The sequence below is a fragment of the Williamsia soli genome (assembly GCF_017377795.1).
Taxonomy (GTDB): Bacteria; Actinomycetota; Actinomycetes; order Mycobacteriales; family Mycobacteriaceae; genus Williamsia; species Williamsia soli.
The window spans coordinates 1-25,209 of record NZ_JAFRDR010000014.1 but is presented as its reverse complement, the minus strand read 5'-3'; the positions used below and the strand labels follow the sequence as shown (position 1 = coordinate 25,209).

Annotated in this window: 22 protein-coding genes; 16 read left to right on the top strand and 6 right to left on the bottom strand. The window is 60.3% G+C overall.

All coding sequences use genetic code 11. The features are described 5' to 3' along the window. Positions 1-160: 160 nt before the first annotated feature. Positions 161-367 carry a hypothetical protein gene (locus J3S28_RS26145; RefSeq protein WP_207843893.1) on the top strand — a complete coding sequence of 69 codons (207 nt, stop codon included), beginning with the start codon at positions 161-163 and terminating at the stop codon, positions 365-367. Positions 368-601: 234 nt separating this feature from the next. Here the strand turns inward: J3S28_RS26145 and J3S28_RS26140 are convergent, their stop codons facing one another. The 3 genes from J3S28_RS26140 to J3S28_RS26130 all read right to left on the bottom strand — a co-directional run bounded on the left by J3S28_RS26140 (position 602) and on the right by J3S28_RS26130 (position 3,894). Further along, entirely contained in the window at positions 602-1,657 is a 1,056-nt protein-coding gene (locus J3S28_RS26140; RefSeq protein WP_237342149.1) for a PDDEXK nuclease domain-containing protein, read from the bottom strand. 78 nt (positions 1,658-1,735) lie between these two features. Beyond that, entirely contained in the window at positions 1,736-2,653 is a 918-nt protein-coding gene (locus J3S28_RS26135; protein ID WP_207843891.1) for a bile acid:sodium symporter family protein, read from the bottom strand. Between the two features lie 227 nt (positions 2,654-2,880). After that, entirely contained in the window at positions 2,881-3,894 is a 1,014-nt protein-coding gene (locus J3S28_RS26130; protein ID WP_207843889.1) for a magnesium and cobalt transport protein CorA, read from the bottom strand. A 179-nt stretch (positions 3,895-4,073) separates the two neighbouring features. Here J3S28_RS26130 and J3S28_RS26125 point away from each other — a divergent pair, with 179 nt between their 5' ends. After that, positions 4,074-5,180, top strand: coding sequence for a phospholipase D-like domain-containing protein (locus J3S28_RS26125; protein WP_207843888.1), 1,107 nt, complete (start codon positions 4,074-4,076; stop codon positions 5,178-5,180). Positions 5,181-5,705: 525 nt separating this feature from the next. Here J3S28_RS26125 and J3S28_RS28980 read toward each other — a convergent pair. Next, the gene (locus J3S28_RS28980) at positions 5,706-5,819 is read right to left on the bottom strand and encodes a hypothetical protein (RefSeq protein ID WP_504970641.1); all 114 of its coding nucleotides are present in this window, start codon (positions 5,817-5,819) and stop codon (positions 5,706-5,708) included. A gap of 1,304 nt (positions 5,820-7,123) precedes the next feature. Here J3S28_RS28980 and J3S28_RS28930 point away from each other — a divergent pair. The 9 genes from J3S28_RS28930 to J3S28_RS26085 all read left to right on the top strand — a co-directional run bounded on the left by J3S28_RS28930 (position 7,124) and on the right by J3S28_RS26085 (position 16,288). Then, on the top strand, positions 7,124-8,206 hold the full coding sequence (locus J3S28_RS28930; RefSeq protein WP_372436078.1) for a thiamine-phosphate kinase: 1,083 nt from the start codon (positions 7,124-7,126) through the stop codon (positions 8,204-8,206). Further along, positions 8,203-9,522 carry an aminotransferase class III-fold pyridoxal phosphate-dependent enzyme gene (locus tag J3S28_RS26120; protein WP_207843887.1) on the top strand — a complete coding sequence of 440 codons (1,320 nt, stop codon included), beginning with the start codon at positions 8,203-8,205 and terminating at the stop codon, positions 9,520-9,522. The genes J3S28_RS28930 and J3S28_RS26120 overlap by 4 nt, the downstream gene beginning before the upstream one ends. Next, positions 9,519-10,478, top strand: coding sequence for a class I SAM-dependent methyltransferase (locus J3S28_RS26115; protein WP_207843886.1), 960 nt, complete (start codon positions 9,519-9,521; stop codon positions 10,476-10,478). Before J3S28_RS26120 ends, J3S28_RS26115 begins: the two co-directional genes overlap by 4 nt. Further along, complete coding sequence (locus J3S28_RS28925; RefSeq protein ID WP_207843885.1) at positions 10,475-11,467, top strand: Gfo/Idh/MocA family protein; 993 nt, start codon at positions 10,475-10,477, stop codon at positions 11,465-11,467. Before J3S28_RS26115 ends, J3S28_RS28925 begins: the two co-directional genes overlap by 4 nt. 1 nt (position 11,468) lies before the next feature. After that, the gene (locus J3S28_RS26105) at positions 11,469-12,146 is read left to right on the top strand and encodes a class I SAM-dependent methyltransferase (RefSeq protein ID WP_207843884.1); all 678 of its coding nucleotides are present in this window, start codon (positions 11,469-11,471) and stop codon (positions 12,144-12,146) included. Positions 12,147-12,307: 161 nt separating this feature from the next. Further along, entirely contained in the window at positions 12,308-13,003 is a 696-nt protein-coding gene (locus tag J3S28_RS26100) for an NUDIX domain-containing protein (RefSeq protein ID WP_207843883.1), read from the top strand. Between the two features lie 514 nt (positions 13,004-13,517). Continuing rightward, complete coding sequence (locus J3S28_RS26095) at positions 13,518-13,778, top strand: XRE family transcriptional regulator (RefSeq protein WP_207843882.1); 261 nt, start codon at positions 13,518-13,520, stop codon at positions 13,776-13,778. Beyond that, on the top strand, positions 13,775-15,235 hold the full coding sequence (locus tag J3S28_RS26090; protein ID WP_207843881.1) for a pentapeptide repeat-containing protein: 1,461 nt from the start codon (positions 13,775-13,777) through the stop codon (positions 15,233-15,235). Before J3S28_RS26095 ends, J3S28_RS26090 begins: the two co-directional genes overlap by 4 nt. 273 nt (positions 15,236-15,508) lie before the next feature. Beyond that, positions 15,509-16,288 carry a DUF4145 domain-containing protein gene (locus J3S28_RS26085; RefSeq protein WP_207843880.1) on the top strand — a complete coding sequence of 260 codons (780 nt, stop codon included), beginning with the start codon at positions 15,509-15,511 and terminating at the stop codon, positions 16,286-16,288. 153 nt (positions 16,289-16,441) lie between these two features. Here the strand turns inward: J3S28_RS26085 and J3S28_RS26080 are convergent, their stop codons facing one another. Continuing rightward, positions 16,442-17,479, bottom strand: a complete 1,038-nt coding sequence (locus tag J3S28_RS26080) for a hypothetical protein (RefSeq protein WP_207843879.1) — start codon at positions 17,477-17,479, stop codon at positions 16,442-16,444. Further along, the gene (locus J3S28_RS26075) at positions 17,469-19,148 is read right to left on the bottom strand and encodes an N-6 DNA methylase (RefSeq protein ID WP_207844075.1); all 1,680 of its coding nucleotides are present in this window, start codon (positions 19,146-19,148) and stop codon (positions 17,469-17,471) included. Before J3S28_RS26075 ends, J3S28_RS26080 begins: the two co-directional genes overlap by 11 nt. A 638-nt stretch (positions 19,149-19,786) precedes the next feature. Between J3S28_RS26075 and J3S28_RS26070 the strand changes: the two genes are divergently transcribed. The 5 genes from J3S28_RS26070 to J3S28_RS26050 all read left to right on the top strand — a co-directional run bounded on the left by J3S28_RS26070 (position 19,787) and on the right by J3S28_RS26050 (position 25,209). Next, positions 19,787-20,845: a 2,3-butanediol dehydrogenase gene (locus tag J3S28_RS26070; RefSeq protein ID WP_207843878.1), complete on the top strand. Its 1,059-nt coding sequence runs from the start codon at positions 19,787-19,789 to the stop codon at positions 20,843-20,845. A 24-nt stretch (positions 20,846-20,869) separates the two neighbouring features. Further along, entirely contained in the window at positions 20,870-22,444 is a 1,575-nt protein-coding gene (locus tag J3S28_RS26065; protein WP_207843877.1) for a class I adenylate-forming enzyme family protein, read from the top strand. Beyond that, positions 22,441-23,859, top strand: a complete 1,419-nt coding sequence (locus J3S28_RS26060) for a class I adenylate-forming enzyme family protein (protein ID WP_207843876.1) — start codon at positions 22,441-22,443, stop codon at positions 23,857-23,859. The genes J3S28_RS26065 and J3S28_RS26060 overlap by 4 nt, the downstream gene beginning before the upstream one ends. After that, complete coding sequence (locus J3S28_RS26055) at positions 23,860-24,489, top strand: TetR/AcrR family transcriptional regulator (RefSeq protein WP_207843875.1); 630 nt, start codon at positions 23,860-23,862, stop codon at positions 24,487-24,489. It begins immediately after the preceding gene. Between the two features lie 309 nt (positions 24,490-24,798). Then, positions 24,799-25,209: a cupin domain-containing protein gene (locus J3S28_RS26050; RefSeq protein ID WP_207843874.1), complete on the top strand. Its 411-nt coding sequence runs from the start codon at positions 24,799-24,801 to the stop codon at positions 25,207-25,209.

The window sequence follows — 25,209 nt, the reverse complement described above, 5'->3', positions numbered from 1 at the left end:
AGCGATGGCGTCCTGCGCATCGACCGCCATGTGCCTGCCGTGGTGAGGGCCGCCATAGGGGCGATGTCGGGTGTCGTGGTGGCCAGAGTGCCGGGGCGCTCGTAGGGTGGGCGCGGGTGCCGGACCCGGCTCCCGCAGTCGTACACAGGAGGTCATGCTCATGGGTGGAATTGCCGACAAGTTCGATAAGGCCTACGAAACCAAGCCGATCAGTGATCTCGCCAACGCCCCTGTCGAGGCGCTGCAGGGCGTGAGCCCCGGCGATGCCCAGCACCTCAAGGACGCCTTCAACATCAAGACCGTCCGGGATCTGGGCACCAACAAATACTTCCTCTGGGCCCAGGCCGTCGCCAAGCTCGCCGACTGACCACTACTTCATCGAGGCAACAGCCGCGGAACCGTTCGTACTGGTTCGGCGGCTGTCGCCGTCAATGGGGGCTACTGCGCGCACGGCCCTGGGACGCAGTCACGTCGCCGCTGATGAAGGTCGACCTGCCCATGTTCTCCTGAGGAGCGAGCGTCGGAGCGTGCACTCCGGCATTGAAGGGGCTGTGGCGGTGGCGCGTTCGCGGCAGTTGCCGGGCTACCGGCTCGCGTGAGTCTAGGTGTCGGCGTCGAGATGGGTGATGGTTTCGTCGACGGCGGAGGCCAGTTCATCGTCGGTGGGCACCAGCTCGCGAACGAGGGCGGGCAGGGTGTCGTAGGTGTAGTCGGCGACCGCCAGCGGCGCTGTGGTGCCGGCGAGGGAGTAGCGCACGACTTTGTCGTTGCGGCCGGCGCAGAGCAGGATGCCGATGGTCGGGGCGTGCCGGTCGTGGTCGCGGAGGTTGTCATCGACCCAGGACACGTAAAAGCCGAGCTTGCCCAAGTACTCGGGTTCGAATCTGCCGACTTTGAGCTCGACGACGACGAACCGGGACTGTATCCAGTTGAAGAACAGCAGGTCGATGTAGAAGTCGTCGCCGCCGGCGTTGAAGTGGTACTGACGGCCGGCGAAGGCGAACCCATGCCCGAGTTCGAGGAGAAACCGCTCCAGCCGGGTCATCAGGGCGGCTTCGAGTTCGCGTTCGGCGACGCGTTCGTTGATGTCGAGGAAGTCAAATACGTAGGGGTCGCGGACCAATTGATGGGCCAGGTCGGAGTCCGCGGGCGGTAGGTGGTCGCCGAAGTTGGTGGGCGCCGCACCGACCCGCTGGTCGAGGTGGTTGCGGATCTGGTGCGTCAATACAGCCCGCGACCAGCCGTGCTGGACCGCAGCGGCGGCGTACCAGTTGCGGGTAGCGTGGTCGTCGAGCTTGTCGATCAGGACGGTGAGGTGCCCCCACGGCAATTGTCCAACAGGCTGTTGGACAATTGCCTCCCGCGGCCACGTGCCGGCGATGGTGCGCATGTAGTGCAGGTTGCTGCGGGAGAATCCCCGCATCTCGGGGAACTCTGCCCGCAGATCGGCCGCAAGCCGATCGATGACCCGGCTACCCCAGCCGCGGGCGTCCTGGCGGTCGAGGATCGCCCGGCCGATATCCCAGTACAACACCAAAAGCTGAGTGTTGACGGTGCGGGTGGCCTGCACCCGAGCGCCACGAACTTTCGTCTTGAGCTGCTCGAGCACCTCGCCGTAGTCGTCGGGTACCTGCGCCAGTTCGCTCACACCGGCCATCTTTCCCCACACCATCCATCGAGCCGAGATCACCAAACAACCAGCGGGTCGTCAGGCGGCTATGTGTGCTGTGGGTCTCTACTGGCGAGGGGCCGCGGCACCGGCCTGACCGGCAGTCGCACTGGACATGCCTAGATCGTCGCCAGAGCTGGTGCGGGTGACTACCCAGCCAAAGACGGCGGCCAGGGGGTACATCACGATGGAGTAGACGGCGACGGGTATGGCGACGTCGATGCTGTTGAGGACACTGAGCGCGATGGTCAAGGCGACGGTGGTGTTGTGCACGCCCACTTCCATCGACGTAGCAATGGCCTGGCGGGTATTTAGGCGCAGCAGGCGCGCGCCGAGGTAGCCGATGGTCAAGCTCAGGGCGCAGAACAGTGTCACCGCGCCCCCGGCTTGGCGAACATAGTCGGCGGCATTCTCGCGTTCGCTGATCAGCGCGCCCACAGTGACCACGAACAGGACCGCGACCGAAAAGATCCGCACAGGTTTGTCTGCCTTGGCGGCGAACGTGGGCGCGAGGTGTCGAATGGCCATTCCGATCAGCACCGGTATGAGGACGATCGCGATGACCTGCACGATTTTCGCGAACTGCAATCCGAGCGTGCCGTCGCTGTCGAAGTGGTCGATCGCCAGGTTGGTCACCACGGGGATGGTGGCGACGGCAAGCACCGAATTGATCGCCGTCAGTGTCACGTTGAGGGCGACATCGCCGCCGAAGAGGTGGCTCAGCAGGTTCGCGGTGGTTCCTCCGGGGGAGGCTGCGAGCAGCATGATGCCGACCGCGATCAGTGGCGAAAGTCCGAAGGCAACAGCGAGTCCGAACGCGACAGCGGGCAGTACGAGGACCTGCAAGGCCAGGGCAACCAGCACGGCTCGCGGCGTGCGGAGAACGCGGGCGAAGTCGCCTGGGGTCAGGGACAGGCCCAGACCGCACATGATGATGGCCAACGCGATCGGTAGTCCGATCGAGATCAGCGCGGAGTCTTTCATGCACGAAGTCTGCACGAACGGTCACGGCGACGGAATGATCGCCCACCGTCCGAGGTGCGGGCCCCCGCAGATAGTCGCGTAATTCGGACCTGCCGGGCTCAGCGTCACAACCTTCGATCGGCGCCCGGCCACAGGTGGGTCCGCCGCCACCACCGCAGGTGACCGCGACACACTAGCGGTATGGCGATGCCGGTCCCAGACTGTGTGAGCCCCGGCAGGTGTCCTCGTTATAGCCATCGTTGGCGGCGGAACACGGCATAGAGCGCGATGGACGAGGTCACCATCGCCAGCACCGCCATTGGGTACCCGCCCAGCCGGCGTAGTTCGGGCATGTGCTCGAAGTTCATGCCGTAGATCCCGGCGATCAGGGTGGGCGCGAACAGGATTGCGCCCCACGCGGAGATTTTCTTGACTTGCTCGTTTTGTTCGATGCTGACCTGGGTCATTGCCCGGATCTCTTCGTTTTGTTGTTGGGTGACCAGCGTCGCGTGAACCGTCAGCGCGTTCTGCAGGGTCATCCGGAACGCGTCGGCGCGTTCAGTGAGGCGCAGGATGTGATCAAGGACGTCGCGGAAACTGCGGCGCAGTTCGAGGTTGCCGTCAGCTTTGGCGTCTTCGCGCAGGGCTTCGACCATCACGACAAGCGGTGCGGTCGCCCGCTGGAACTCCATCACCTCCCGCGACAGGTCATAGATGCGGCGCGCAACGTCGGGCTGGCCAGTGAACAGCTGGTCTTCGATTTCGTCGATATCGGTCTGCAGCCCGTCAATGACCGGTTCGTATTCGTCGATGACCTGGTCGATGATCGCGTAGAGCACGGCGTCGGTTCCCAGGCCCAGCAACTCCGGGGTCTCCTCGAGGCGGTGGCGCACGCGCCCGAGGTCGGGGGATTCGGCGTGGCGAATGGTGACCACGAAGTCCGGGCCCACGAAGACGTGGACTTCACCGAACTCGACTTTCTCGGTCGCCTCGATGTACCGCGCCGGGCGTAGCACCACGAACAGTTGATCGCCATACCCTTCGAGCTTGGGGCGCTGATGGGCCGCGATCGCATCTTCGACCGCCAGATGATGCAAGCTGAATTCAGCTCTTACGGAATCGATCTCGGCCCGCCCGGGGCGGTAAAGCCCAATCCATGCCATGCCGCCGCGTTCGCGCATCACCTCGTAGGTCAGGTCGAGACTTTCGGGGTTCTTCGTTCGTTTGCCGTCGACGTACACGGCATTGTCAATGATCGCCACACCCCACCCCCCGTCGATGCCCTCTAATGGCTCGCATCCTAGCCCCGCGCCTGGGGGCACGGCTCCCCGATGGTGGTGCGGGCCGCAGGCGTTTTCTCGGGCTGTTGCCCCCTCAGACGCATCACCCGCGAGGTACCGTGGGCGTCGAACGCGTCGGCGAACATCCGGGGGTGCGGAAGATGGGCGTTCAGGTCGGCGGTATCGAGTTATTCACGGGACCTGCCGTGCTCGGCGGACCCGACGACATCGATGCTGTGATCCGCGACTTCATCTCCGGCGCCAAGCATTCACTGTCGATAGCGGTGCAGGAACTGGACTCGCGGCCTATCGCCGAAGCTATCGTCGCCGCCGCCCACAACCGACTGCGCGTGCGCATCATCTTAGAAGGCGACTATCTGATCGAGAAGCCCGCGACCGCGGACCCCTGGGCGCTAGGCGGGGGTAACGAAGACAACCGCACCATCTACGCCGCGCTGCTGCGCGCCGGCATCGACGTCATCACCGACCTCAATCCCGCGATCTTTCACCAAAAGTTCGTCGTCCGCGACGCCGGACAACCCGGGGCGGGCGTGCTGACCGGGTCGGCGAACTTCACCCACACCGACACCGGCACGAACACCGCCACCACCGGCCGCGTGATCGGCAACAACCTCAATCACGTTCTGATCCTGCGGGGTCAACGCGCCGCCGGGCAGTATCTCGACGAGTTCACTCGCATGCGCTCGGGCACCTTCGGAGACCTGCACGAACGAGTCGAACCACGGCCCCGCGAATTCAAGCTCGGCGGCGTGCGGGTCAAACCGCTGTTCGCACCGCGGCACGGTCCCGAGATGGAAATCATGAAACAGATGCTCAAAGCAGCTGTCAGCGTGGATTTCGCGATGTTCACCTTCGCTCAATCCTCCGGCATCGACGACACCATGATCCGCCTGGCCCCCGCCCTACAACGGCTTCAGGGCGTCATCGACCGCGGACAAGGCGGACAACAGTGGGCCGCCACCGCGCCACTGCTCGAGGCGGGAGTGGAACTGTCGCGCAACACCATTGGTACCGGCGTCCGCAAGATCCATCACAAACTGATGGTCATCGATGAACGCCTGACCATCGTGGGCAGCTTCAACTACACCGCACCAGCGACGACCCTGAACGACGAGAACATCATCGTGCTCGGCGACCTCGAAGAAACCGACCCCGCAGCCGAAGCAGGACAACAGCAGATTGCCGGATACGCACTCACCGAAATCAACCGCATCACAACCACACTGGCCGAACCCATCAACCACTAACCCGCCGGTCGTACGTCAGTCGCCCGTCGAAGAGCGACCCGCGTGACTATCGAACACCACCGGTCTTAGATGGGTGTTATGTGGTCACGCGACGCCTCTTGGCCACTCTGTAGGTGCCCAGGTCGGTCGACGCCCTCACCACCGCAATACGAGGTTGTTTAGGTCTCGGGTCGCTCTGACGTACACGGTGCAAGTGAGCGCAGATGATCAGCCCACTCGACTAACACTGCTTCCTACCGTGCCGGCGGGGCACCGCGCAGTACTCGCTTCTGCGCTGATTGGTTGCCGGACAGCCGGTGTGAACGCAGAACAAGCGCGTCCAGGGGCTGGGCACGCTGACCGTGCGGCGACGTACACGCGTCGCTTTACTGTGGGACGGGCGAAAACAGGCGTCGCTCGTCACCGATCGCATCACTTCGCCCCAGTGGCGATGAAGTGGGCCAGCTCAGTTTGTAACGGATGGCCCAACCTATGCAGAAGGGGTGCCCAGCAGGATCGGTGTACACCTGGTGGCCCTGAGCTGAATCACCGTGACAGCAGTCGCGCGCCCGCCGGCGTTGCCTGCTCGTGGGCCGGGCGGGGATCTGACATGTGCAGGTCTAGATGCACTTGCTGCGTAGGCACGCCTTCTGGCCACACCGGAGGCGCGTGTGGTCAAGGTTGAGCTGCACCCTCGATACGCCACTGCCCATCGCTATCGATGACGGTGTGCCAGCGCTCATCTCGGATCACAGGTCCGCCGAGGTGTGACGCACAGAAGGTAGCCCTCCGCATCGAGGTCGGCCCCTTCGAAGACCACGCCTGCCGCATCAGCTGCATCTCGACGATACCGCAACGACGACAGCCGAGCGACGGTGTCGTATGCGTGCCGGGACTATAGGACGCCGCCAGCTCGGTCGCCGTCGGGTCCGGTGGTGATGTCGGCCAGCGCGTGCATCAGAGCGACACCTCGGCCGTGTGCGGCTGATGGCCGTGGCGGCTCCAGTGGTGGCAGGCCATGACGCCGCCATCGGATGCGTGTCACGACAGGTATTGGCATACGGCGACCAGGTCCGGCCGCTGGTCGGCGGCGTGAACGCTGGTCTGTGCGAATCCCTACATCAGCGGTAGCTCGCAGGCGCCCAGCCGCGGGTGTGCTCGGGTTGGCGTTCCCTTCGTCCCCATGATCGCAGACCTCAACTCAGGGTGCGCGCGTCGACGACGACCAAATGGCGTGCTGCTGGGATGTGGCGCAACGACATGTCGGCGATGGTTGGGATCTCGACCCTGACGGCAAAGTGCCCTGGGACGGACCTGCTTTCCTATGGACGAACCAGCCCCCTACATCGTGCCTGCCAGCGACCCCGACACCCACCACACGCCGCCGGGATGGAATTAACCCCCACGCATCATCCTGGCAAACCTCGGCGGTTCATCCACGGAACGGGATGCTCGACGCTCGTCCGGTTGTCTTTTTCTGTTCCTACATGTCACCACGGGACTTGGTCCCGAGTCGTTGGAAGATCGGCCGGCCGCCGCACCTCTTAAGAGTCGTCCACACCGTCGAACCGGTCCAGCCACCACCGGCGGCCTGTGATGAACCCATGCAAGTGACTGCCGTCTATGAACGGCGGGCGCTCTGAGTGTTCAAGTTGTCTCACATGCCAAGTCGAACGGCGAATCGTTGGACTAACCAATCAACGCGGACCCGGCCCCTCGGTCTTATCGATCATGCTCAGACTGCTACAGCTTCCGCAAGCGCAGGCGGCAAGTCGGTGCTATTTTGAGCTTCACTCTGTTAGACAACTATGAAGGCTGGGGCGTGCGAAAATGGGGGGTTTGCTGCAGATGGGGTCTTCGCACCCACCGAAGAGAGCAACGCTGTCTCAGGCGGGCCACCCAGCGTGGGTACGTAACGTTCCGATGCGAGTGAATCGGACTGACCTCGAATCGAGTGCCTCGCAGTGAGTCCAGCGTGGAACGAGCCAGAGGCGATCAACGCAGTCCTCGAGGGATGCCCGCAACACATACGAGGCCCGGTTGACGCGTACGTCGTGGACCAGAAAAACAGTCGGCACCTGGCGATCTCAAGCGATTATATCAGTGCAACCCAAGCCTTTCCGGGGGAAGACGTGCGGTCCCTCGTCCGACGAGGGCTGATCGAGGCGATCAGCGACCTCGCCGCAGTTGGCGCTGAGTTCCACGGGGTTCAGATCGATTTAAGGGCCCCCGGTTCCTTCGATTACGCTGACTTCCATGCTGTAGGACAAGGGGTGCAGGACGTACTCGTCGAACACGGTGGCTACCTTCTGCAGGCTTCGAACATGTCGCGTGGCGAGTTCGGCGTCAGCAACACAGTGATCGGCACGATTGACGACTGCACGCCGATGACGCGAGCGGGGGCCCGAAGTGGCGATCAAGTCTTCATCAGCGGCCCAACGGGTGGCTGGAATTCAGCACTGGCGCTACTGAACTACGCGGGGGCGGATCTGTCAGAGTCCGAGTGGATACTAGTCCGTGACGACTTCGTGGACTACCGGCCAGAGCTTGAGTTTGGTCAAGCACTAGCCGCAAGCGGGTTAGTCTCTGCATGTACCGACGCTAACGACGGTCTGGACAAGTGTCTTCGCGACCTTGTTCGGCCACTCGGTCTTAGCGCCGATATCGACGAGACTATGGTTCCTCTATCTAATTCTGCTCTGCTGGCCGAGAGAGAGATGGGAGTTCAACCGCACGCCCTAGCGATAATGGGTCTAGCTGGCGACAATCGACTCATTTTCACCGCGGCAGCTTCCCACGAAAGCCTCTTAGGTGATGTGGCTGCGTCGTTTGGCCGTGAACTTTACCGAATTGGGACTGTGCGACACGGTAATGGTGTGGTCTCTTACCGCGAATTACACGGGCGGACAACAGCGTCAGACATTCGAAGCAATGAGATATACCACCAGTCATTCTCGGCGCCTATAATACTTCGACCTAATCGATTTGGAGCCTCCGGTATCGTCCTTGGACCACAATATTCTCCAAGTGAAACAGGGTTCGCATGAGTAGCATGGAGAACGTCCAGCCGTCCTCGCCGCGGCCCACCCCCAGCAGCGCTGTCACGGTGGGCGGAGGGACGCCGACGGTAGATTTCGCGCGCGGTAAAGGTGTATGGCTGTGGGATCGCAAAGGGCGAAAGTTTCTAGACTGTACATCTCAGAGTTGGGCCCTATATCTCGGGCACGCCCACGATGAGATCCAGCAACATGCGGCCGAAGTCATGCGCAGCTTTTGGCATGTACATCAAGGTTTTGCAACGGACAGTCGAGAGGAGTTCGCGGAGAAGCTACTTCATGCAGTGCCTCGCAATGAGCATCGCGATATCTACGCGAAGGTGGCGTTCACCGCCACATCGGGACTAGCGATCGAGACTGCACTTAAGCTTGCAACTTTGAACCGTCCCGGCCGGAGTCTGGTTGGACGAGTGCAGGGCGGGTTTCATGGCACGACGCTCGGAACCGCGCAGCTTTCTTGGCCAGCTACGGACGACGTCCCCGGCAACCGGCGGAGTCTATCCGCCTTTGCCCACATGGGTGTGTCTTCAGTGACACTCAGTTTTCCTGACTCCAATCCCGACATCGACGATGTTGCGAGGGAACGCGCTATCGCCGTCATGAATCTCGAGCTTGATGCTGTGGCAGACAAGTTGGTCGCCGTGGTTGTAGAGCCGCTGCAGGGTTCGGGTGGACAGCGAGAAGTCCCAGTCTGGTGGTTAAACGCACTGATACGTCGTGCCGACAAAGAGGGATTCACAGTCGTATTTGACGAGATTCAGACCTACCTGCGAACTGGACGCCACTACACCCAGCCGGAGCTCCTACGCCCGCACTTCATCGTGCTAGGAAAGGGACTCTGTGGCGGGTTCGCTGCCGGAGCTGTGTTGCTGAGGTCCGACATCGACGGCTTTCCAGGAGGTGGTACCTACGACTTGCACACGTTTGGATCTTCAGCGCTCGCCCATAGTGTCGGCATAAAACAGCTGGAGATAATCGACCGAGACGATGTGCTAAACAACGTGAAACATCGGGGGGTCCAATTGAGGAATGCTTCTGCTCAGATGTGCGCGCAGGCGACGGTTTTTAGCGAAATAAGGCAGGTGGGGCTTCACGTGGGGTTACGCGTTTGCGCGGAAACCTGGCAACAACGAGCGTCCCTGGCTGCAACGGTGCGGATGCGTTGCATTGACGCCGGGCTGGTCGTTGGGTTAGGAGGTTACGACCCGTCGATTGTAAAGATCAAACCCCCGCTAAATATAACTGCCGACGAGACATCCGAGTTGATAAGCCGGCTCACTGAAGCAACGGCCAAGGTGCCAGTATGAGCTCATGGAGTCATTCGGATTTCCTGAATCAGGCGCCCAACCTTACGGAAGACCACCGTTATCTAACCAGGCAGGAAATCCAGAAAATCCCCGTCGGTGTCTTCTACAAGAAGAAGGACGTCCTGACGCGGCACCGGTTTATTAAGTTTATCTTAAGCCGCGGCGGCGAGGTCATTCTTTGCGAGGCCGTCGACGACCGTGGATTCTGGCGAATAAATACTAAAGAACTGGAACGTATCGCTATCGAGTGTGGTGTCCGAGCCGGAGTTTCTGAAATAGCTATTCTAGGTGAGCTGGGCTTGCAAGGCGTGGTATTGCCTTCCGATGTCGAGATACCTAGGGGCAACATCGGGACTCCAGAGTCGAGACACGACATCGAACGCTTGTACGCCGATTACACAGACATGCATGCGCAAGGTCACTTCGACCAAGACAGTCCAGATCTAGATCGGCTTGAACTGCTGACGTCCTGGGTACCAGATGGTGCGCGCACCCTTGATCTCGGCTGTAACAGCGGGGCTTTCGGAGCCGCGCTTCTCACCAAAAATTGCGAGGTGCACGGGGTCGACCTGAGTTACGCATTGGTTGAAGAAGCGCGGGGGCGGGGTGTGAACGCAATACGCTGCTGGGCCGAAGATACGCCGTACCCAGCTGAGATGTTTGGCGCGGTAATTTGCGCTGAGCTACTTGAGCATGCGTTGAACCCCTTGGAGATATTAGTAGAAGCCCGGCGCGTGCTCATATCTGGAGGCATACTGGTGGGCTCAGTTCCGCACGCGCACGGGCCGTGGGGACACGAAGATATGGGCCATCATCCCGAGCACCTGTGGGCGCTCGAACAGTCCGACTTGGAACGGATGTTCGACAGCGCAGGCTTCACAGCGGCGCAATTCTTGATCCAGACGCATGGCACGGCTCATCCGATCGGACTGGCATTTAAGGCCCGCGCTGCATGAGTCAATTGCGAACTGTGGTCCTGGGCGTTGGTAAGAGCGGAAGTCTTTTTGTGGACGCACTTGTCTCGCACCCGCTTGTGGAGCTTAGTGCCGTAGCTGCCGGGAGTCGTCTGTCGGCTGCGCGTATAGCAGATCCTCTTGGGGTGGTGGCTCTGGGACCAACTGACGACTGGACGGCGTACAACCCCGATCTGGTGGTTATTGCGACGCCGCATGATTGCCACGCTGGACAGCTTGTACACGCTCTGGCATACGGCTCTTCTGTGCTTTGCGACAAGCCGCTAGTCACTACCCCCGACCAGTGGTTTGCGCTAATGGAAGCAGCTGCCAACTCTAATGGTGGTCGAGTCTTCTGTTCGCTTGTGCAACGATGCAGCCCAGCAATGCTCGAGTGCCGAGATTATCTTGCGAGTCGGCGTGCTGAAATCACCGCGGTAAGTGTGCAGCAAGTACTCGCGCGCAGCACCGCCTATTACGAGACGTGGAAGGGGAATTTGGCGCGGTCAGGGGGTGGTGTATTGATGAACCAGGCTATTCACGCGCTAGATCTGGCGCAGTTTGTAACCGCAAGCGACTTCCAGCTGAGGTCATGTTCTATGTTGACCGTGTCAGAAATGGAAGTGGAGACCGTGGTAACAGCACTGCTCACCCTCAACGGCGGTACACCGGTCGTTCTTGCAGCGACCACTGCGTCAGCAACTAATGAGAGTCAAATTATACGAATCGCGCTGGGCCAAGATCTTGTAGTGCTGGTTGGGAGCGAAGTAGTCTCTTGGGGTCTAATCCGGCATGGGGCACCGGTTGAAACGCAAATCGCACAGTTAGTGCGCGCAGGCGATGTATACGGGCCAGGCTATCGCGAGGCGGTTGACGACGTAGTTACATCTCTTTTAAACGGCACGCAGTCTCGGTATAGAATCGAGTTGCCGGATACCGATTCCCTACACCGTCTCGTATTTGAAATGTATTCGCGCGGAAGACGGGACTAACATGACCAATCACAGCTTTTACGATTCACATGTCACTGCCGCTGGATTCTTGCGAGAACAACTCGCACATGGTGAGCATCGATTGATGGAATATATAAACAACCGCGGCGGCCTAGTATTGGACGTCGGTTGTGGGTCTGGAAGGCTCCATGACGCGTTTACCAACGTTGACCAGATTGTCGGTATCGATTACGCGCTTGCGCAGTTAGCGCTGTATCGTAGACTCCACCCCGAAGCCCCGCTTGTAAATGCGGATGCAACTCACTTACCATTCTTCGACAACAGCTTCGATTCAGTACTTCTAGGATACCATATGATCGAGTCGGTGCTTGGTGTTCAATCGCGCTTTGCGGCGATCAGTGAGGCGGCGCGGATTCTCCGGCCGGGCGGGCTGCTTTGCTTAACGCGACATGTGCGGCGAAATTACCGTCTCCCGAGGCAGATTCTGCATTTCGTTGCCGGGCGTGTGAATGAGTTCGGTGATGTACGCGGCGGCGGTTCCAATCACGCCGGAGGGGTATCTCTAGAGGGATTCACGATGCACATACTTTCGGACTCTGAGATGCGGGTTCTGGCGAAGGCCGCTCAGCTCAAGGCGGTGACGAGCTGGGATTTCGACGATGGTCGATGTCAGCGTAGGCGATCGCGAGCTGTTATTCAGATTTATTCTAAAGGCTGAGGTGTCGCACCTTTGGTCATGTAGTCGTTTGTGACAATCCCGATCTAGGGTGATTAGGGCGAACCATCGGATAACGACATATCGACGGGACAGCCCGAGTGAACGGGTTAGATTAAGTCTGACATGGGTGTCCCTCGACCGTATTCCCGAATGTGAATCGCGTGCATTTCGCGCAGATTGTTAAGCGAGGTAGCCTGTTGCAACCTGAAATCCCTGCAGATGATGCCGCGGTGTCATCGTTGGACAGCCAGAATTTCGTTGAGGACTTACCGAGGGAGGAACCACCGACCTGGTCCGTCGTGGAAAGCACGGATCTGCACCGTGACGATTGGGTAGTGGCCTTGAGACAAGATGTTCTTCAGCGCACAAGCGCCGATGGCAATTCGACTGTCTTTCGCCGTCGGGTACTGGAACACCCCGGGTCAGTCGTCATTCTGGCGATAGACGACAACGACTGCGTTGTATGTATACGCCAATATCGCCACGCACATCAGCGTCGCTTCATTGAACTGCCAGCAGGCTTATGTGACAGCCCTGGAGAAGACCCGATGCACGTCGCCCAGCGTGAGCTGCAAGAAGAGGCGGGGCTGGTGGCCCAGCGATGGGAGCCATTGTCTACTACGTGCTCCTCGCCGGGCATGAGTAGCGAGGTTGTCAGGATTTACCTCGCGAACGACCTAACCCCGGCGCCCCTAGCGAGTTTTGAGCCGGCAGACGAAGAGGCCGACATGGAGGTTCTTCCTATTCCGTTCGATGTTTTGCTTGATGCTGCACTGACGGGTCGGGTTTCGAACGCCCAACTTGTTATCGCGGTGACGACCTATGAACTCAAGTTTCGTAACAACAGTGGGCGATGATTTCTGGCTGAGTCGAGCTCGCGAGCAGAATCCCTCGCGCAATCTGGTTCGACGACTGGTGGCAGTCTGAACTGGTACTGAGACGTGTTGATTGGAGACGAGTTGGCTGCCCCTGGCGAATCGACCTCTGCGAGCTGGGGGTGGGTACAGTTCATTCGTGGGAGAGTCTCCCGCATGAGAGGACTGGATGGTGCCAAGCGTGCGTCCTCATCGGACAACTGGTGTGTAAGAGCTCTGAAGAGTTAGCAATCGTCCGCAAGTATGTGACGCTTACTCGCGCCGAGCCTGGGTGCGTTTCGTTTGAGGTCCGACAAACGTCCGATCCGGCGATACCGCATCGACGATTCTGGTAGTTCGAGTGCAAACCGGGCAGACGGCAGCTAGCGATAGCGAATGTCACACAGCGGATTTCACGTCCTTCTCTTACGCCGATGACATATATTATGTCAAGTAACACTTGACTTCATGCCAACTACTGCTTGACAACTCTGATCGATGTGGTCACGCTTGCAGCGTGACAACGGCCCGTCTGCTTTCCATCCTCGATGCCCACCAGGATGCGTACGGTGTCCGCGACGCAGAATTGGCACGCCGTATCGGCGTGACTCGCCAGAACTTGCACCTGTGGCGGACCAAAGGGGTTCGCGGGCTACCAACCCGCGCGACCCTCGATGGCATCGCGACAGTGACCGCCCGCCCTTATCGGACGGTTCTCGATGCCGCCTTGCACGACGCCGGATACCTCGATGACGATGCAGATGGCGAACCGGTGTGATCGCCTTGCACATCGACGCGCTAATGCGCGCACTTGCAGCCCTGCACGTCGGCACGCCGTCAGCTGCGCCCGCGCCGTCACCAAGGGCCGAGCCAGGGGCATTTCTCACCCAACCGGTCGCCACAGTCATCGGCGGCCTCTGCGTCGTCGCCGCAGGTGTCCTAGCGTTCCTCGTCGCCTACTGGAATCGGCGGCAAACCGAAAAACACTGGCGCACAAGTAACCGGCAAGACCGATTCACCGCGATCGGCACCCAGCTCGCCGATAAATCAGCAGCAGTCCGTATCGCCGGCGTTTACGCCATGGAAGCCCTCGTTGACGACTGGCTGAAACCCCGTCCAATCCCCTGGACCTGGTACCTCACCAAACCTACGGTCACGTGGAACACAAAGGGTCGCACAAAAACACGCAATCACCTCGCCCAGCGCAGCACCGGCCAAGCCCAAGCCTGCATCAACGTTCTTTGTGCCTACCTCCGGCTTCCTCCCATCAAAGACGGCAGCAAACAAACGCGAATCTACGACTTCACCGCAGGCTTGGCCGCGAAGACACCTCCAGTGGACCTCCACGTTCGGCAAAGCATCGTCCGCACCATCGCAGCCCACCTCACCGACAAGGCACCAGGTGAACAATGGAGCCACCTCGACTTTGACCTCTCTGGAGCCCGCTTGTACGATGCGAAGTTCGCCGGCTCCCACTTCCGTGGGACCGCAAACTTCCAACAAGTCCAATTCTACGGCGAGTCAACTTCGTTCGGCGGGGCACAGTTTCACGGCAAGAACACCTCGTTCAGTCAGGCTGAGTTCCATAGCGATAGAACCTCATTCGGACGTGCCCATTTTTACAGCGAGCTCACGACGTTCTTTAGGACCCAGTTTCATGGGTGGACAACATCGTTCAGCCAGACTGCGTTCCACGGTAAGCGCACCTCGTTCAGTCAGGCGGAGTTCCGCAGCAAGAGCACGTCGTTCACCAATGCCCAGTTCAGCGGTGAGCAGACAACATTCAAAGAGGCCCAGTTTCACAGAGGCCGCGCATCGTTTAACCAGGCGAGGTTCTGCTGCACTCGCACCTTGTTTGACCAAGTGCAGTTTCGCGGAGAGCGCACGTCGTTCAATCAGTCGCAGTTTCGCGGCGAGCGTACTTCGTTCAAAAGAGCCCAGTTTCACAGCCAGGCCACGACGTTCTTTAAGGCCCAGTTTCACGGACAGTTGGTGTCGTTCTACCAGGTCACGTTCGACGGCCAGTCCACTGCGTTCACCGAGGCACAGTTCCAGAGTCGCCGCATCTCCTATCTCGACCCGGCCGTTTGGGAGAATGTCCACTTCGATTGGGATTGGCCACTACCTAGCGCAGAACAAGGTCCAGGCCTAGCGAAACCGGACAATGTCCAACCAGACCCATGGCCGCCACCATTGAGCATTGCTGAGCTTTGTCAAGAAGGAACGTTGCCGTGAGGGCGCGTGGAGCCGGTGGGCGCAACAACGAGGCGCAGTCGTACAGGTAGTCATTCCCGGCCAGAACTGTCTAGCCATATCTCGAAGCTGCCGCGCGGCGCCGATCCCTCCCGCCGTGTGCGCAGTCCTGTGGGGCGTGCCGGGTCGACGTTGAAGCCCGCGTACTATCTGCGGCATGAGAATCGTCCGATGGATAGGACGGTCGGTCGAAGCGGTGCCACGGATATTCGTCACCTTTGTCGGCCGACAGAACCGGCAAGGAACGGTTAAGCGATGAGAAGCCAGGTTGCAGCGTTGCGAAAGTTCTTTCCCGTCGACAAGTGGCCGGCGCTACCGTGCCCGAGGTGCGACGCGACGCTGACTGCACTCAAAGGGGACATCCACTACGACCGCCTCAGCACGACGATGGCGCGCTGGAGTGAACTCGGTTATGAACCCGACGACATCCGCGGCGTGTTCAGTGGTCGTCTCGTGTGCGTCAACCTCCTCTGCGGTGAGGTTGTCTCCGTCCTAGGTGACTTCGCCGTCGGATGGGACGAAGGCCCGACAGGTCGCACCGAGCTCGGCGAGTTCCTGAAGGTCCGGATGCTCCATCCGGCCTTGTCGCTTGTCGAGACCCCGAGCGGTGTACCCGAGCCGGTTGTGACCGAACTCGACCGGGCCGCTGCAATCATCTGGTCAGATCCGAGATCGGCTATTACGGCTCTTCGAACTGGCCTTGAGCGTCTTATGGACGCGCAGGGCGTACCCGCACAGGCCGCTTCGGGCGGGCCGCCCCTGGGGTTGCACAAGCGCCTCAAAGACTTCCGCACTGGAGCGGCATCCGGCACAACCGACGCCGCAACACGCGCCAACGCCTCCGACCTCCTTGAGGCGGTCAAGTGGGTCGGCAACGACGGAACCCACGCTGGCGGAGCAACCATCGACGCCGCCGCCGTCCTAGAGATGGCCGAGTTCATTGAAATCGCTCTCAGGATGCTTTACGCACCCAACAATGCCGCAGCCTTGGCGCGGGCCAAACGTATTATCACCAGTAAGGCGCTGGTGGACTAACCTACTGATCAAAATCCATTCATGCACATCGATTTCACACCGAGCGTCCCGGTCGACGAGCGGCGGCTCCGGTGGGCGGGGCCCTAGTCCGGAATGCCCGCGTTGAGAAAAGCGCTGGCAAACCTCGGCGTCGTCACAGGAGTCAAATGGGGGTTAAGTCGCGTGTGTTTCCTTTCGGAGGTCACGTGCCTGCTTGTGGAGGTTGACCGGTGTCGCGTCGAGCACGCGCTCGATCAAGGTCGCCAGGAAGACTGCAGGAGATAGGTTCTGCGGCGTTCGTTTGTGATCGATCCCGACTGGCGGGAGCTGGGCAAGGTCTTGGCTGATTTGTGACTCGGGTAGATCGAGAGGTTCTTCGTCCACGCCTTCATCCGGTGACGGCACGAGACCTGCTGTTACGCTGCGGTCCTCGTCGTCGTCGCCGTTGTCGATAGGCACCGCTTCGTCCTTGCTGTACTCCATCAGGATCACGCACGTTGCATGGTATGCGTCATCTTCGCGCCCAAGCTTTGCCAGCAGGTCGAGCAGCCATTCGGCGGTAATGGGCTCCTTCGTGAAGACGTCAGTGCGCAGCCCGAAAGCAAAACCGAGCGCGGCCATCGGGTGTCGCAGCCTCAGATTCTTGGCATCGCCGTAGGACTCCTCGATACGGTTCGGCGCGTTCTTCCCGTAGGACGAGTCCATCCGCTTCGTTGAGATCAGGACCTCGGGACCGGTCTGCCAGTCGGTCATTATGACGTCGACTTGCTTGAGGTAGTTTTTCCCCAGGATGGACGCTGAGGACCCGGTGACGTTCTTTATGTTGCCCTTCTTGGTCAATCTGTTTCGTAGGTCGTCTTGCATTTTTGCAGGCAGCGCGCCTTTGTCTAAGAGTCGCGCGACTGGACCGGGAAGGATGCGTGGATGGCTGGCCCGCGGCCAGACGGCGTCTTTATCAAAACCGGCCCGTCGTAGTTCGTACGCGAGCCACACGTCCAAAGCGAGGGCGGGCACGCCTGTCTGGGTGTCTGCGGCCAGGTGCAGCGGCACACCGAGAAGTCGCTCGAGGGTCGTGTAGTCCGGCTCGTATCGAAGTGTTTCGTCCGGCCGGCGCACCCAGGGCGTCACGTATTGCCCGTCCGGTGCGGCTTCAGCGACGATGCGGTCGAAGAGAACCCACGCTCTATCTTTTGCTGTCGGCTTAGCGGCCACTGTTTGCCCTCGTGGTTCGACGGGCTGCAAGGTCGGTGCGCGCCTGCCGCACATGCGAGATCTGCCTCGTACCCACCTTGCGAGAGTCGATAAGCAGTGCCTGGTCGACCAGTTCGACGGCTTCCAAGAGGTTGCCGGTTTTGAGTTTGCGGGTCACTGCGGTGCGGATCTTTCGTAGCGCGGGCGCGCGGCTCTTGACCAACGAGGGTGCGGGCATCGCCCATACGTCTGCTTCCCTAGGCTCGAGCTTGAGGATGCCGCCGCCATAGGCTCGTCCGACCATCTCGGCGTTGAGCAGCGTGAGCGAGTTCAGGCTGGCCAGCGGTAGTAGTTCTTTCCCGATTTCTTGGTGCTCGGGAGCTAGGTAGACACCGTGTATGGAGTTGAGGTGGTAGGCGTGGGCCAGGTTGGTCGTCAACCGTGGTGTGTCCGCATTCATGCAGGTCAACAAGAGGTCGGCAGGTTTGACCAGGGGTACCCGATACCAGATCCTGCGGACACGGCATTTGTAAGCCTTCTCCACTCCGGTCTTCTCCCCGGCCTCGATGTACGCCCGCGCTTCAGCCGACGGGTTCTCGCCAGGGTAGAAAAGGTAGGTCGATTTTCCTTCGCGACCTAAGCGGTTGAGCATCGCGGTCGAAAGAACTAGCCCCCGAAGGTGTGACGACCCTGGAGGGGACAATCGCAGGAGCTCGTTGGGTTGCAGCCCAACCTTTTCCACGTCGTGCGGTGACAGGGTGAAGTAGTGGTTCGCGCCGGTGACCATACCCAGTGTCGTGTCACCCCACGTCTCGAGATTGGTAAAAGCTTCGCTCTGAACAAGACGCCGCAGAGGTGCAATGCCCTCGGGGGGGACCAGGGATCCAGTCCACTTTCCGGCCGGATCCGGCGGCGTCCATGGTTGCCCGGTGCCAAGTGAGGGCAGGTCGGTGGCGTTCTTCGCCTGGCGGATCACTGCGTGGTCAGTCGGCCCCATCCGATAGCCGTCGGCCAGCAATAGCACGACGTCGGCCTCAGCTTCGGGGAAGATCTGCTCTTCGAACAGCACGAGCTCGACAGATTTGAAGTGGCTGAACAAGAACTGGCGTACCGGCGCGGCGTAGTTGACGGACAGCAATTCCGCCGGCAGAACCAGTCCCAGGCGCCCACCCTCCTTGAGGAACAGAGCGGAGTGCACGGTGAACGCAGCCCAGCTCGACGCGAGACCCGTTAAGGCGACGCCGGCTCGTAGGGCGGCCGCGCGAGAGCGCGTACGTGCCTCGCCCGTCCAGTCCTGATACCGCACGAACGGCGGGTTGCCGATCACGACGTCGTACGACGGTTCTGGATCGACAAGGAAGAAGTCAGAGACACGAACATGGGCCTTGCCGCCGGCCTCGCGCACACGCTTGCGTCCGACGCGGGCGGAGTATTCATGGATCTCGATGCCCTCGACAACCGGCTCGAAAGTCGGATCAGAAGACAGCTCTTGGAGCCGGTTCACCGCTGACACCAGGAACGCCGCGTCGCCGGCGGACGGCTCGAGCACCTTGTCGTTCACTGACGCGATGGCCCAAGTCGAAATGAACTGCGTGACATCATCAGGGGTGAAGAACGCTCCACGCGCCTTGCGCGTATGCGCTGAATCGTCAGGGTGAAAAGCGGGAGTTAAAGGCGCCACATAGAACATCTTGTCGTACTTCAACCAGCTCGAGAGACGACACGACGGTTTGTGCTGGCCCTAGCTGACTGCCGTGAGCGAAAGCCCAGGTCGGGCCATCGTCCCGAGGGTAGATGCAGGCCGCTTTCAAGCTAAGCAAGAGCATCCCGCAGGATGTCAACCCGATGTGCGATGTCTAGGGCGCCACCCGGAGTGTTGTGTCGCGCTACCCAGCTCGTAGCGGCGTTCAGTAGCCACTCCGTGCCCATTCTTCGTGCGATCCGCACCTCATGTGCCACGAGCACACCAGCAGCCAACTCGATCAGATCCTTCACCACCTGGGTGGACGCGTATTCGTCGTCAGGGCCTTCGGTGAACTTAGCTAGTTGTGCCCGGCGCTGATCAAACTGATGCTGCTGGTGTTGGAGGCTGAGGGCTTGGCGGGTCGCGCCGTGTCGCTTCCTGGTTGACGAGCGGCTGGGACGGTTTCGTGTCGGGACCTGCGCGCGTCACTGCGGAACGCCCGTCGCCGGGCGGCGAGGCAGGAGTATACGCCTGCGTGCATGGGAACTCAATACTTGTGATCCATCTGTCTGCGACGTAGATTTACGACACCGGTAACTTACCGAGCCCGTAAATCTACTGGCTCTGGCGCAAAGGATGTTCGTATGAAGGCACTTCGTTTCCACGGTAAAGGCGATCTCCGGATCGATGACATCCCCGAGCCCGAGGTAACACCCGGCCACATCAAGATCAAGGTCGAGTGGTGTGGGATCTGTGGGACAGACCTGCATGAGTACCTCGGTGGCCCGATTCTCATTCCGGATGCTGACAGTCCTCACCCTCTGACCGGTGAGGTGCTGCCGGTGACCATGGGTCACGAGTTCACTGGCCGTGTCGCCGAAATCGGCTCCGGAGTAACAGGATTCAACGTTGGTGACCCGGTCATCGTGGAACCAAACATCCGAGACAACACGTGCCACGAATGCCGCACAGGTTCGTACAACCTGTGCCCGCAGGGAGGTTTCTACGGATTATCAGGATGGGGCGGTGGGCTAGCCGAGTACGCCGTCATCGATGCTCGCAATCTCTACATCCTCCCAGAGACGGTGCCTACAGACGTTGGTGTCCTGATCGACCCTCTAGTCGTCGCTTGGCAAGCGATGGTCGATTCCGGGTATGCACCGGGCCAGAGCGCTTTGGTCATCGGTGCCGGACCTATCGGGTTGGCGTTGCTGCTGACATTAAAGGCCAGCGGCGCGCGCTGGGTAGGAGTCAGCGAGGTATCAGCGGCGAGGAAAAAGCAGGCGGTGCACTTCGGGGCAGACGATGTGTTCGACCCGACCGTCGATGATGTTCCAGCGCTGGTCCGTGAGCGAACGCAAGGGCTGGGTGCCCACGTCTCCTATGACGCCTCCGGCTTGAACAGCACGCTGCAGACGGCGGTCGAAAGTGTCCGTCCCAAGGGCACAGCGTTCAATGTTGCGATCTGGGAGAAACCAGCGACGTTCGACGTGAACTCGCTGGTGCTGGGGGGCAAGAAGCTCGCCTCGACCCTCGGTTTCGCTGGTGTGCACCCCAGCGTTCTGTCTGCGCTCGATGATGGTCGGATCAAGCCTGCTGACATGATCACTGCCCGAATCTCACTGGAAGATGTGGTGGAGGGCGGGTTCGAGGAATTGATCCGCAACAAGGACGAACACATCAAAATCATCGTCCACCCGTAACCCATCTGAGAGCTGGTACCAACCATGAAACAAGAAGCAGGATTTCTGTTCCGGATAGCGGCACAGCATCACCCGGATCGAATCGCACTTACTTACAAAGGATCTGACCTAACGTTCGCCGAACTGAACGTGCTGGCGAACAGGTTCGGATCCGGCCTGCTGCAGCACGGGTTGTCAAAGGGTGACCGTGTGGCGGTACTGTCCTACAACCGTCCCGAACTGGTGCAGGCATGGCTGGGCTTGGAGAAGTTTGCTCTAGTCCGCACCGCTCTTCATACGCATACCCCACTCGAAGACCAAGTCGAGCTGCTCAAGCACGTCGAAGCTCGAGCACTGGTATTTGACACCGCGTTCGCCGACCAGATCGACTCCGTCCGTGACGCACTTTCCCCGCACACCGTGTTCGTTGCGTTCGGTGAGGACTGCCCAGAGTGGGCCGTGTCCTCCTCGGAGGTGTCGGATGCGGGTTCGCCTGAGGATCCGTACATCGAGGTCGACGAAAACGATGCCTGTTTCCTCCAGCTGACCTCAGGTACCACTGGGATGTCGAAGCCTTGGGTGAAGACCTACCGGTCTTGGGCGGCTGTGATCACCCAGAACACCATTCATCTCGATACTTTCACCGACCAGCCCGCCGTTGACGAGAACGACGTCAATCTTCATTTTCATCCTTTGCAGTGGGCCTCGGGCTTTCAGACGTTGTACCCGTACCTGCTTCGGGGTGCGAGAACGGTGCTGCTGTCGGACGAAGAGTTTGATGCCGACGAAGTAGTTGATCTTCTGATCGCTGAAAAGGTGACCGGTACCTTCGCGCCAGGGCCGCTGCTCTCTGCAATTCTCGATGTGCTCGCATCGCGGGGGAGCAGCGATCTGTCGCTTAAGCGGATAGTTGTGTTTTTCGGATCAAAGGATCTGCTCGAACGAACTACCTCGCTCATCGGACCCATCTGGGCCCACGGCTTTGGAGCAACAGAACAGGGAGCGGTCACGACTCGACTGCTGCCGTCTGATGTCGCCAACGGCGGCGAGCATCGGCTAGAGAGCGTAGGACGACCGGCCTCGCCCAACATCGAGATCGCGACCGTAGACCCCGAGGGCAGGCGACTGCCGGCGCGGTCGGTAGGTGAAATCGTGGTGCGTTCGGCCATGTCCGACGGCCGGTACTGGGGTCTGGCCGACAAAACCGAGGCCGCATACTTCCCCAACGATTGGTTCAGAAGCGGTGACGTCGGCTACATCGACTCCGATGGCTACCTGTTCTACGGCGACCGCGCCGGCGACACCATTCGTCTCGACGACAATGTCATCTACCCGCACATCATCGAAGCCTCCCTGCTCGCACACGAGGATGTCGCCAACTGTGGGGTTGTCTACCTCGAGGGCGATCGGCAACCGTCTATCGTCGCAGCAGTGACCCTCAAACCGCGTCGTCAAGCCACCGACGATCTGCACCAGGCACTGAAGGTGCTCACCTCGGCCCATCTGTCCGAGGTCGCTGTGCCCGGTGACGTGGTATTCCTCGACGAACTTCCGACCGTTCTGGGCGGCGCTAAAGTGCAAAGAGGTGCGTTGCGTGTTCTGCTCCAGGAGGCCCCATGATTGCCGGCAACGGTACGCGGATAGCGTTGAGGTCCGCCCAGGACCGGATTCTTGTCCACGACGGCGACGCGTCCTACACGGGCAGCCAACTAGACAGTGCGGTAGACGTTCTCGCCCACGACATCCATGAACGGACCGGAGGCACAGGCGAAATCGGTCTCTGGGGGTGGAACAGTGCTGAACTTCTCGTTGCCCACCTCGCGATAGAACGTGCCGGCCTGACCCGAGTGCCGGTCGACCCTGCCGCGCCGCACACAGAAGCCGTCCGGCTCTTCGACAAGACGGACGTCGATCTCGTCCTGGTCGGGCCGCAGCACCACCTCGACATCGATAGACCGACTATGGAATTGACCCCCGACATCTGGTCGCGAGAGTCCGCTCCCTATGCGCCGCGGACAATATCCGGGGTCGGGGTGGCACTTCGAATCATCCGCGGGGTCATAGGCGAAGAACTTCTGGCAATCCCACTGTCCTTCGACAACTGGGAAGCACACATGGCTTTGTCGGAGCGGCTCTTTCGAGACGGAACCTTCGGACAAGCTCCAGGCCCCGACGCGTGCTATCTGACCGTGCAGCAAATGCAGTACGGCACGGGGCTGCTCGGAACCTTTCCGTTCCTTCGTATGGGACTACCCCAGGTTGTTCTCGACAAATTCGACGCTCAGCGCGTTGTAGGAGCCGTGAACAAGCACGCAATCACGGCATCGTTCATGGTCCCCGCCATGGTGACCCGGATCGTTGACGCACTCGGTTCGGACAAACCCGACTGGAATCTGAACATCCTCTGCGGGGGAGCGCCCTTCGAGTTCCAGGACCTCATCTCATGCCTAGAGGTCCTGCCGCAGATCGCCCAACTGTACGGCCGTTTCGAAGGTGGTTGGCCCCTGACCGTGCTCAGTCAGAAGGACCACGCGCTGATCGTGCATGGCGATCACTCACTGGCGCGGAGCGTTGGACGAGCTGTCGACGGCATTGAGCTCGATCCCCGGCCTGTCGCAGGATCAAACGAGGCTGAGCTTTGGGTCCGCAGTGCCTGTGTCTCGCGCCCGTTTAGCGACCCCGACGGATGGTGCGCCCTCGGTGATCTGGTCACCGTCGACGACGCCGGCTACTACTACCTACATGGGCGACTGGACGGAATGATCAATTCGGGCTCGTTTCACATCTACCCCCAAGAAGTGGTGGCAGCGATCCGCGCGGAATTCCCAACAGTCAAGGACGTCCATGTCGAAGGCAAACCCGACGACCGATGGGGTGAGGCAGTCTCTGCGCTGCTGACCTGGAACGGCGACGTGACGCCACCATCGGACCAGGAGTTCCGGGACAGAATGGGCCGCCGACTAGCCAAGTACAAGGTGCCCACCCTCATCGACCATCGCACGGAACGCGCCCCGAAAGCGCAGCTAGGGAACTAGGTGACCCCGATTACCGGACAACAGATCGACCCGAAGCCCGACTACGCCTCGCGGACCAGGCGTCGCGAGGTCACGCACGCAAAGATCCTCCAAGAAGCCGCCAACACCTTCTACCGTCGGGGCATCACCAGCGTCGGGATGGAAGACGTCGCCGAGGCAGCCGGCGTCAGCAAACCAACGCTATACAAGCACTTTCCGACCAAGGATCTACTTATCGCCGAATGCTTGTCCTCGGTGGATGAGAAGCACTTCACGTGGTTCGTCGACCAGCTCGCCAAACTGCAAACAAACGATGAGAAGCCGGCACTCGCTGTCTTCGACGTACTGACTAAATGGTTCAATTCGTCAGCATTTCGTGGATGCACCTTCATCAACGCATCAGTCGAGGTCGGCCACGTCAACGAACGCGCGCAGCTCGCCGTATTGAGCCACAAAGACCGCACCCGGGTCTGGCTCCAACAATTGGCCGAAGAATCCGGAGTCCCACCGTCCCGATCGGCGACAATCGCGAACCACCTCATGCTGCTGATGGAGGGCGCGATCATCACCGCCCTCGTCGAGGGGGACATGGATGCCGGCCGAAGTGCGAAGGACGCAGCAGCCATCCTGCTCAGAGTTGCGTTGGAGTAGATCACTCACCGCCTGATCACTTCTGACGTCCTCGGCCGCCGCGAGCTGCCGCCCAAACATCGAAACCGAGGCACGTGTGACCCGTGCCTACCTTGTCGTACCCGAAACACTGTTCTCTCCAACAGCATCAGGTGGAGATTCAACCCGAACGGAAGCTAGAAATGAGTGAGACAAACAGTATGGCGGACCCTTTTTGTTCGCCTCGGACTTATCAAATCGATTGCTGCAGCGCATGTTCGGGGCTGAATCCGCCCGTCTCAGTGACCCGGCGCAAGCCGCCTGACCTACAAACAGAACAGAAGGAGTGCCATGTCTACCGTGCCCACCAACCAGCTTGAGCTGACTGTCGCGGACTCGGGGCGCATGCCCTGGGACCTGCTCGAGGTACCACAAATCAACGCTCAGATCCCCGTGAAGGTGCTCTTCAGCGACCCCGATACCGGCATGGAAGTGTTCCTCATCCGGTACCGAGCAGGCTTTATGAACACCTGGCACACCCACCCGCACGCGCACGGCATGTACATCATCGATGGCGTCCTGAACACCCACAAAGGCGAGTACGGGCCGGGGAGCTTCGTCTGGTTCCCCGAAGGCGGCTGGATGGAACACGGCGCTACCGCCGTCAACGACGTCACCCTGCTGTTCATCACCAACAAACCCTTCGCCATCTGCTACGAGGTCGACGACAACCACCCCTACCCCATGAACACCAACGACTGA

Coding starts and splice junctions, on each gene's coding strand:
- J3S28_RS26060 (WP_207843876.1), top strand. CDS start 22,441: ATGATTGCCGGCAACGGTACGCGGATAGCGTTGAGGTCCGCCCAGGAC.
- J3S28_RS26140 (WP_237342149.1), bottom strand. CDS start 1,657: ATGGCCGGTGTGAGCGAACTGGCGCAGGTACCCGACGACTACGGCGAG.
- J3S28_RS26050 (WP_207843874.1), top strand. CDS start 24,799: ATGTCTACCGTGCCCACCAACCAGCTTGAGCTGACTGTCGCGGACTCG.
- J3S28_RS26120 (WP_207843887.1), top strand. CDS start 8,203: ATGAGTAGCATGGAGAACGTCCAGCCGTCCTCGCCGCGGCCCACCCCC.
- J3S28_RS26145 (WP_207843893.1), top strand. CDS start 161: ATGGGTGGAATTGCCGACAAGTTCGATAAGGCCTACGAAACCAAGCCG.
- J3S28_RS26070 (WP_207843878.1), top strand. CDS start 19,787: ATGAAGGCACTTCGTTTCCACGGTAAAGGCGATCTCCGGATCGATGAC.
- J3S28_RS28925 (WP_207843885.1), top strand. CDS start 10,475: ATGAGTCAATTGCGAACTGTGGTCCTGGGCGTTGGTAAGAGCGGAAGT.
- J3S28_RS26125 (WP_207843888.1), top strand. CDS start 4,074: ATGGGCGTTCAGGTCGGCGGTATCGAGTTATTCACGGGACCTGCCGTG.
- J3S28_RS26135 (WP_207843891.1), bottom strand. CDS start 2,653: ATGAAAGACTCCGCGCTGATCTCGATCGGACTACCGATCGCGTTGGCC.
- J3S28_RS26115 (WP_207843886.1), top strand. CDS start 9,519: ATGAGCTCATGGAGTCATTCGGATTTCCTGAATCAGGCGCCCAACCTT.
- J3S28_RS26105 (WP_207843884.1), top strand. CDS start 11,469: ATGACCAATCACAGCTTTTACGATTCACATGTCACTGCCGCTGGATTC.
- J3S28_RS26085 (WP_207843880.1), top strand. CDS start 15,509: ATGAGAAGCCAGGTTGCAGCGTTGCGAAAGTTCTTTCCCGTCGACAAG.
- J3S28_RS26075 (WP_207844075.1), bottom strand. CDS start 19,148: ATGTTCTATGTGGCGCCTTTAACTCCCGCTTTTCACCCTGACGATTCA.
- J3S28_RS26065 (WP_207843877.1), top strand. CDS start 20,870: ATGAAACAAGAAGCAGGATTTCTGTTCCGGATAGCGGCACAGCATCAC.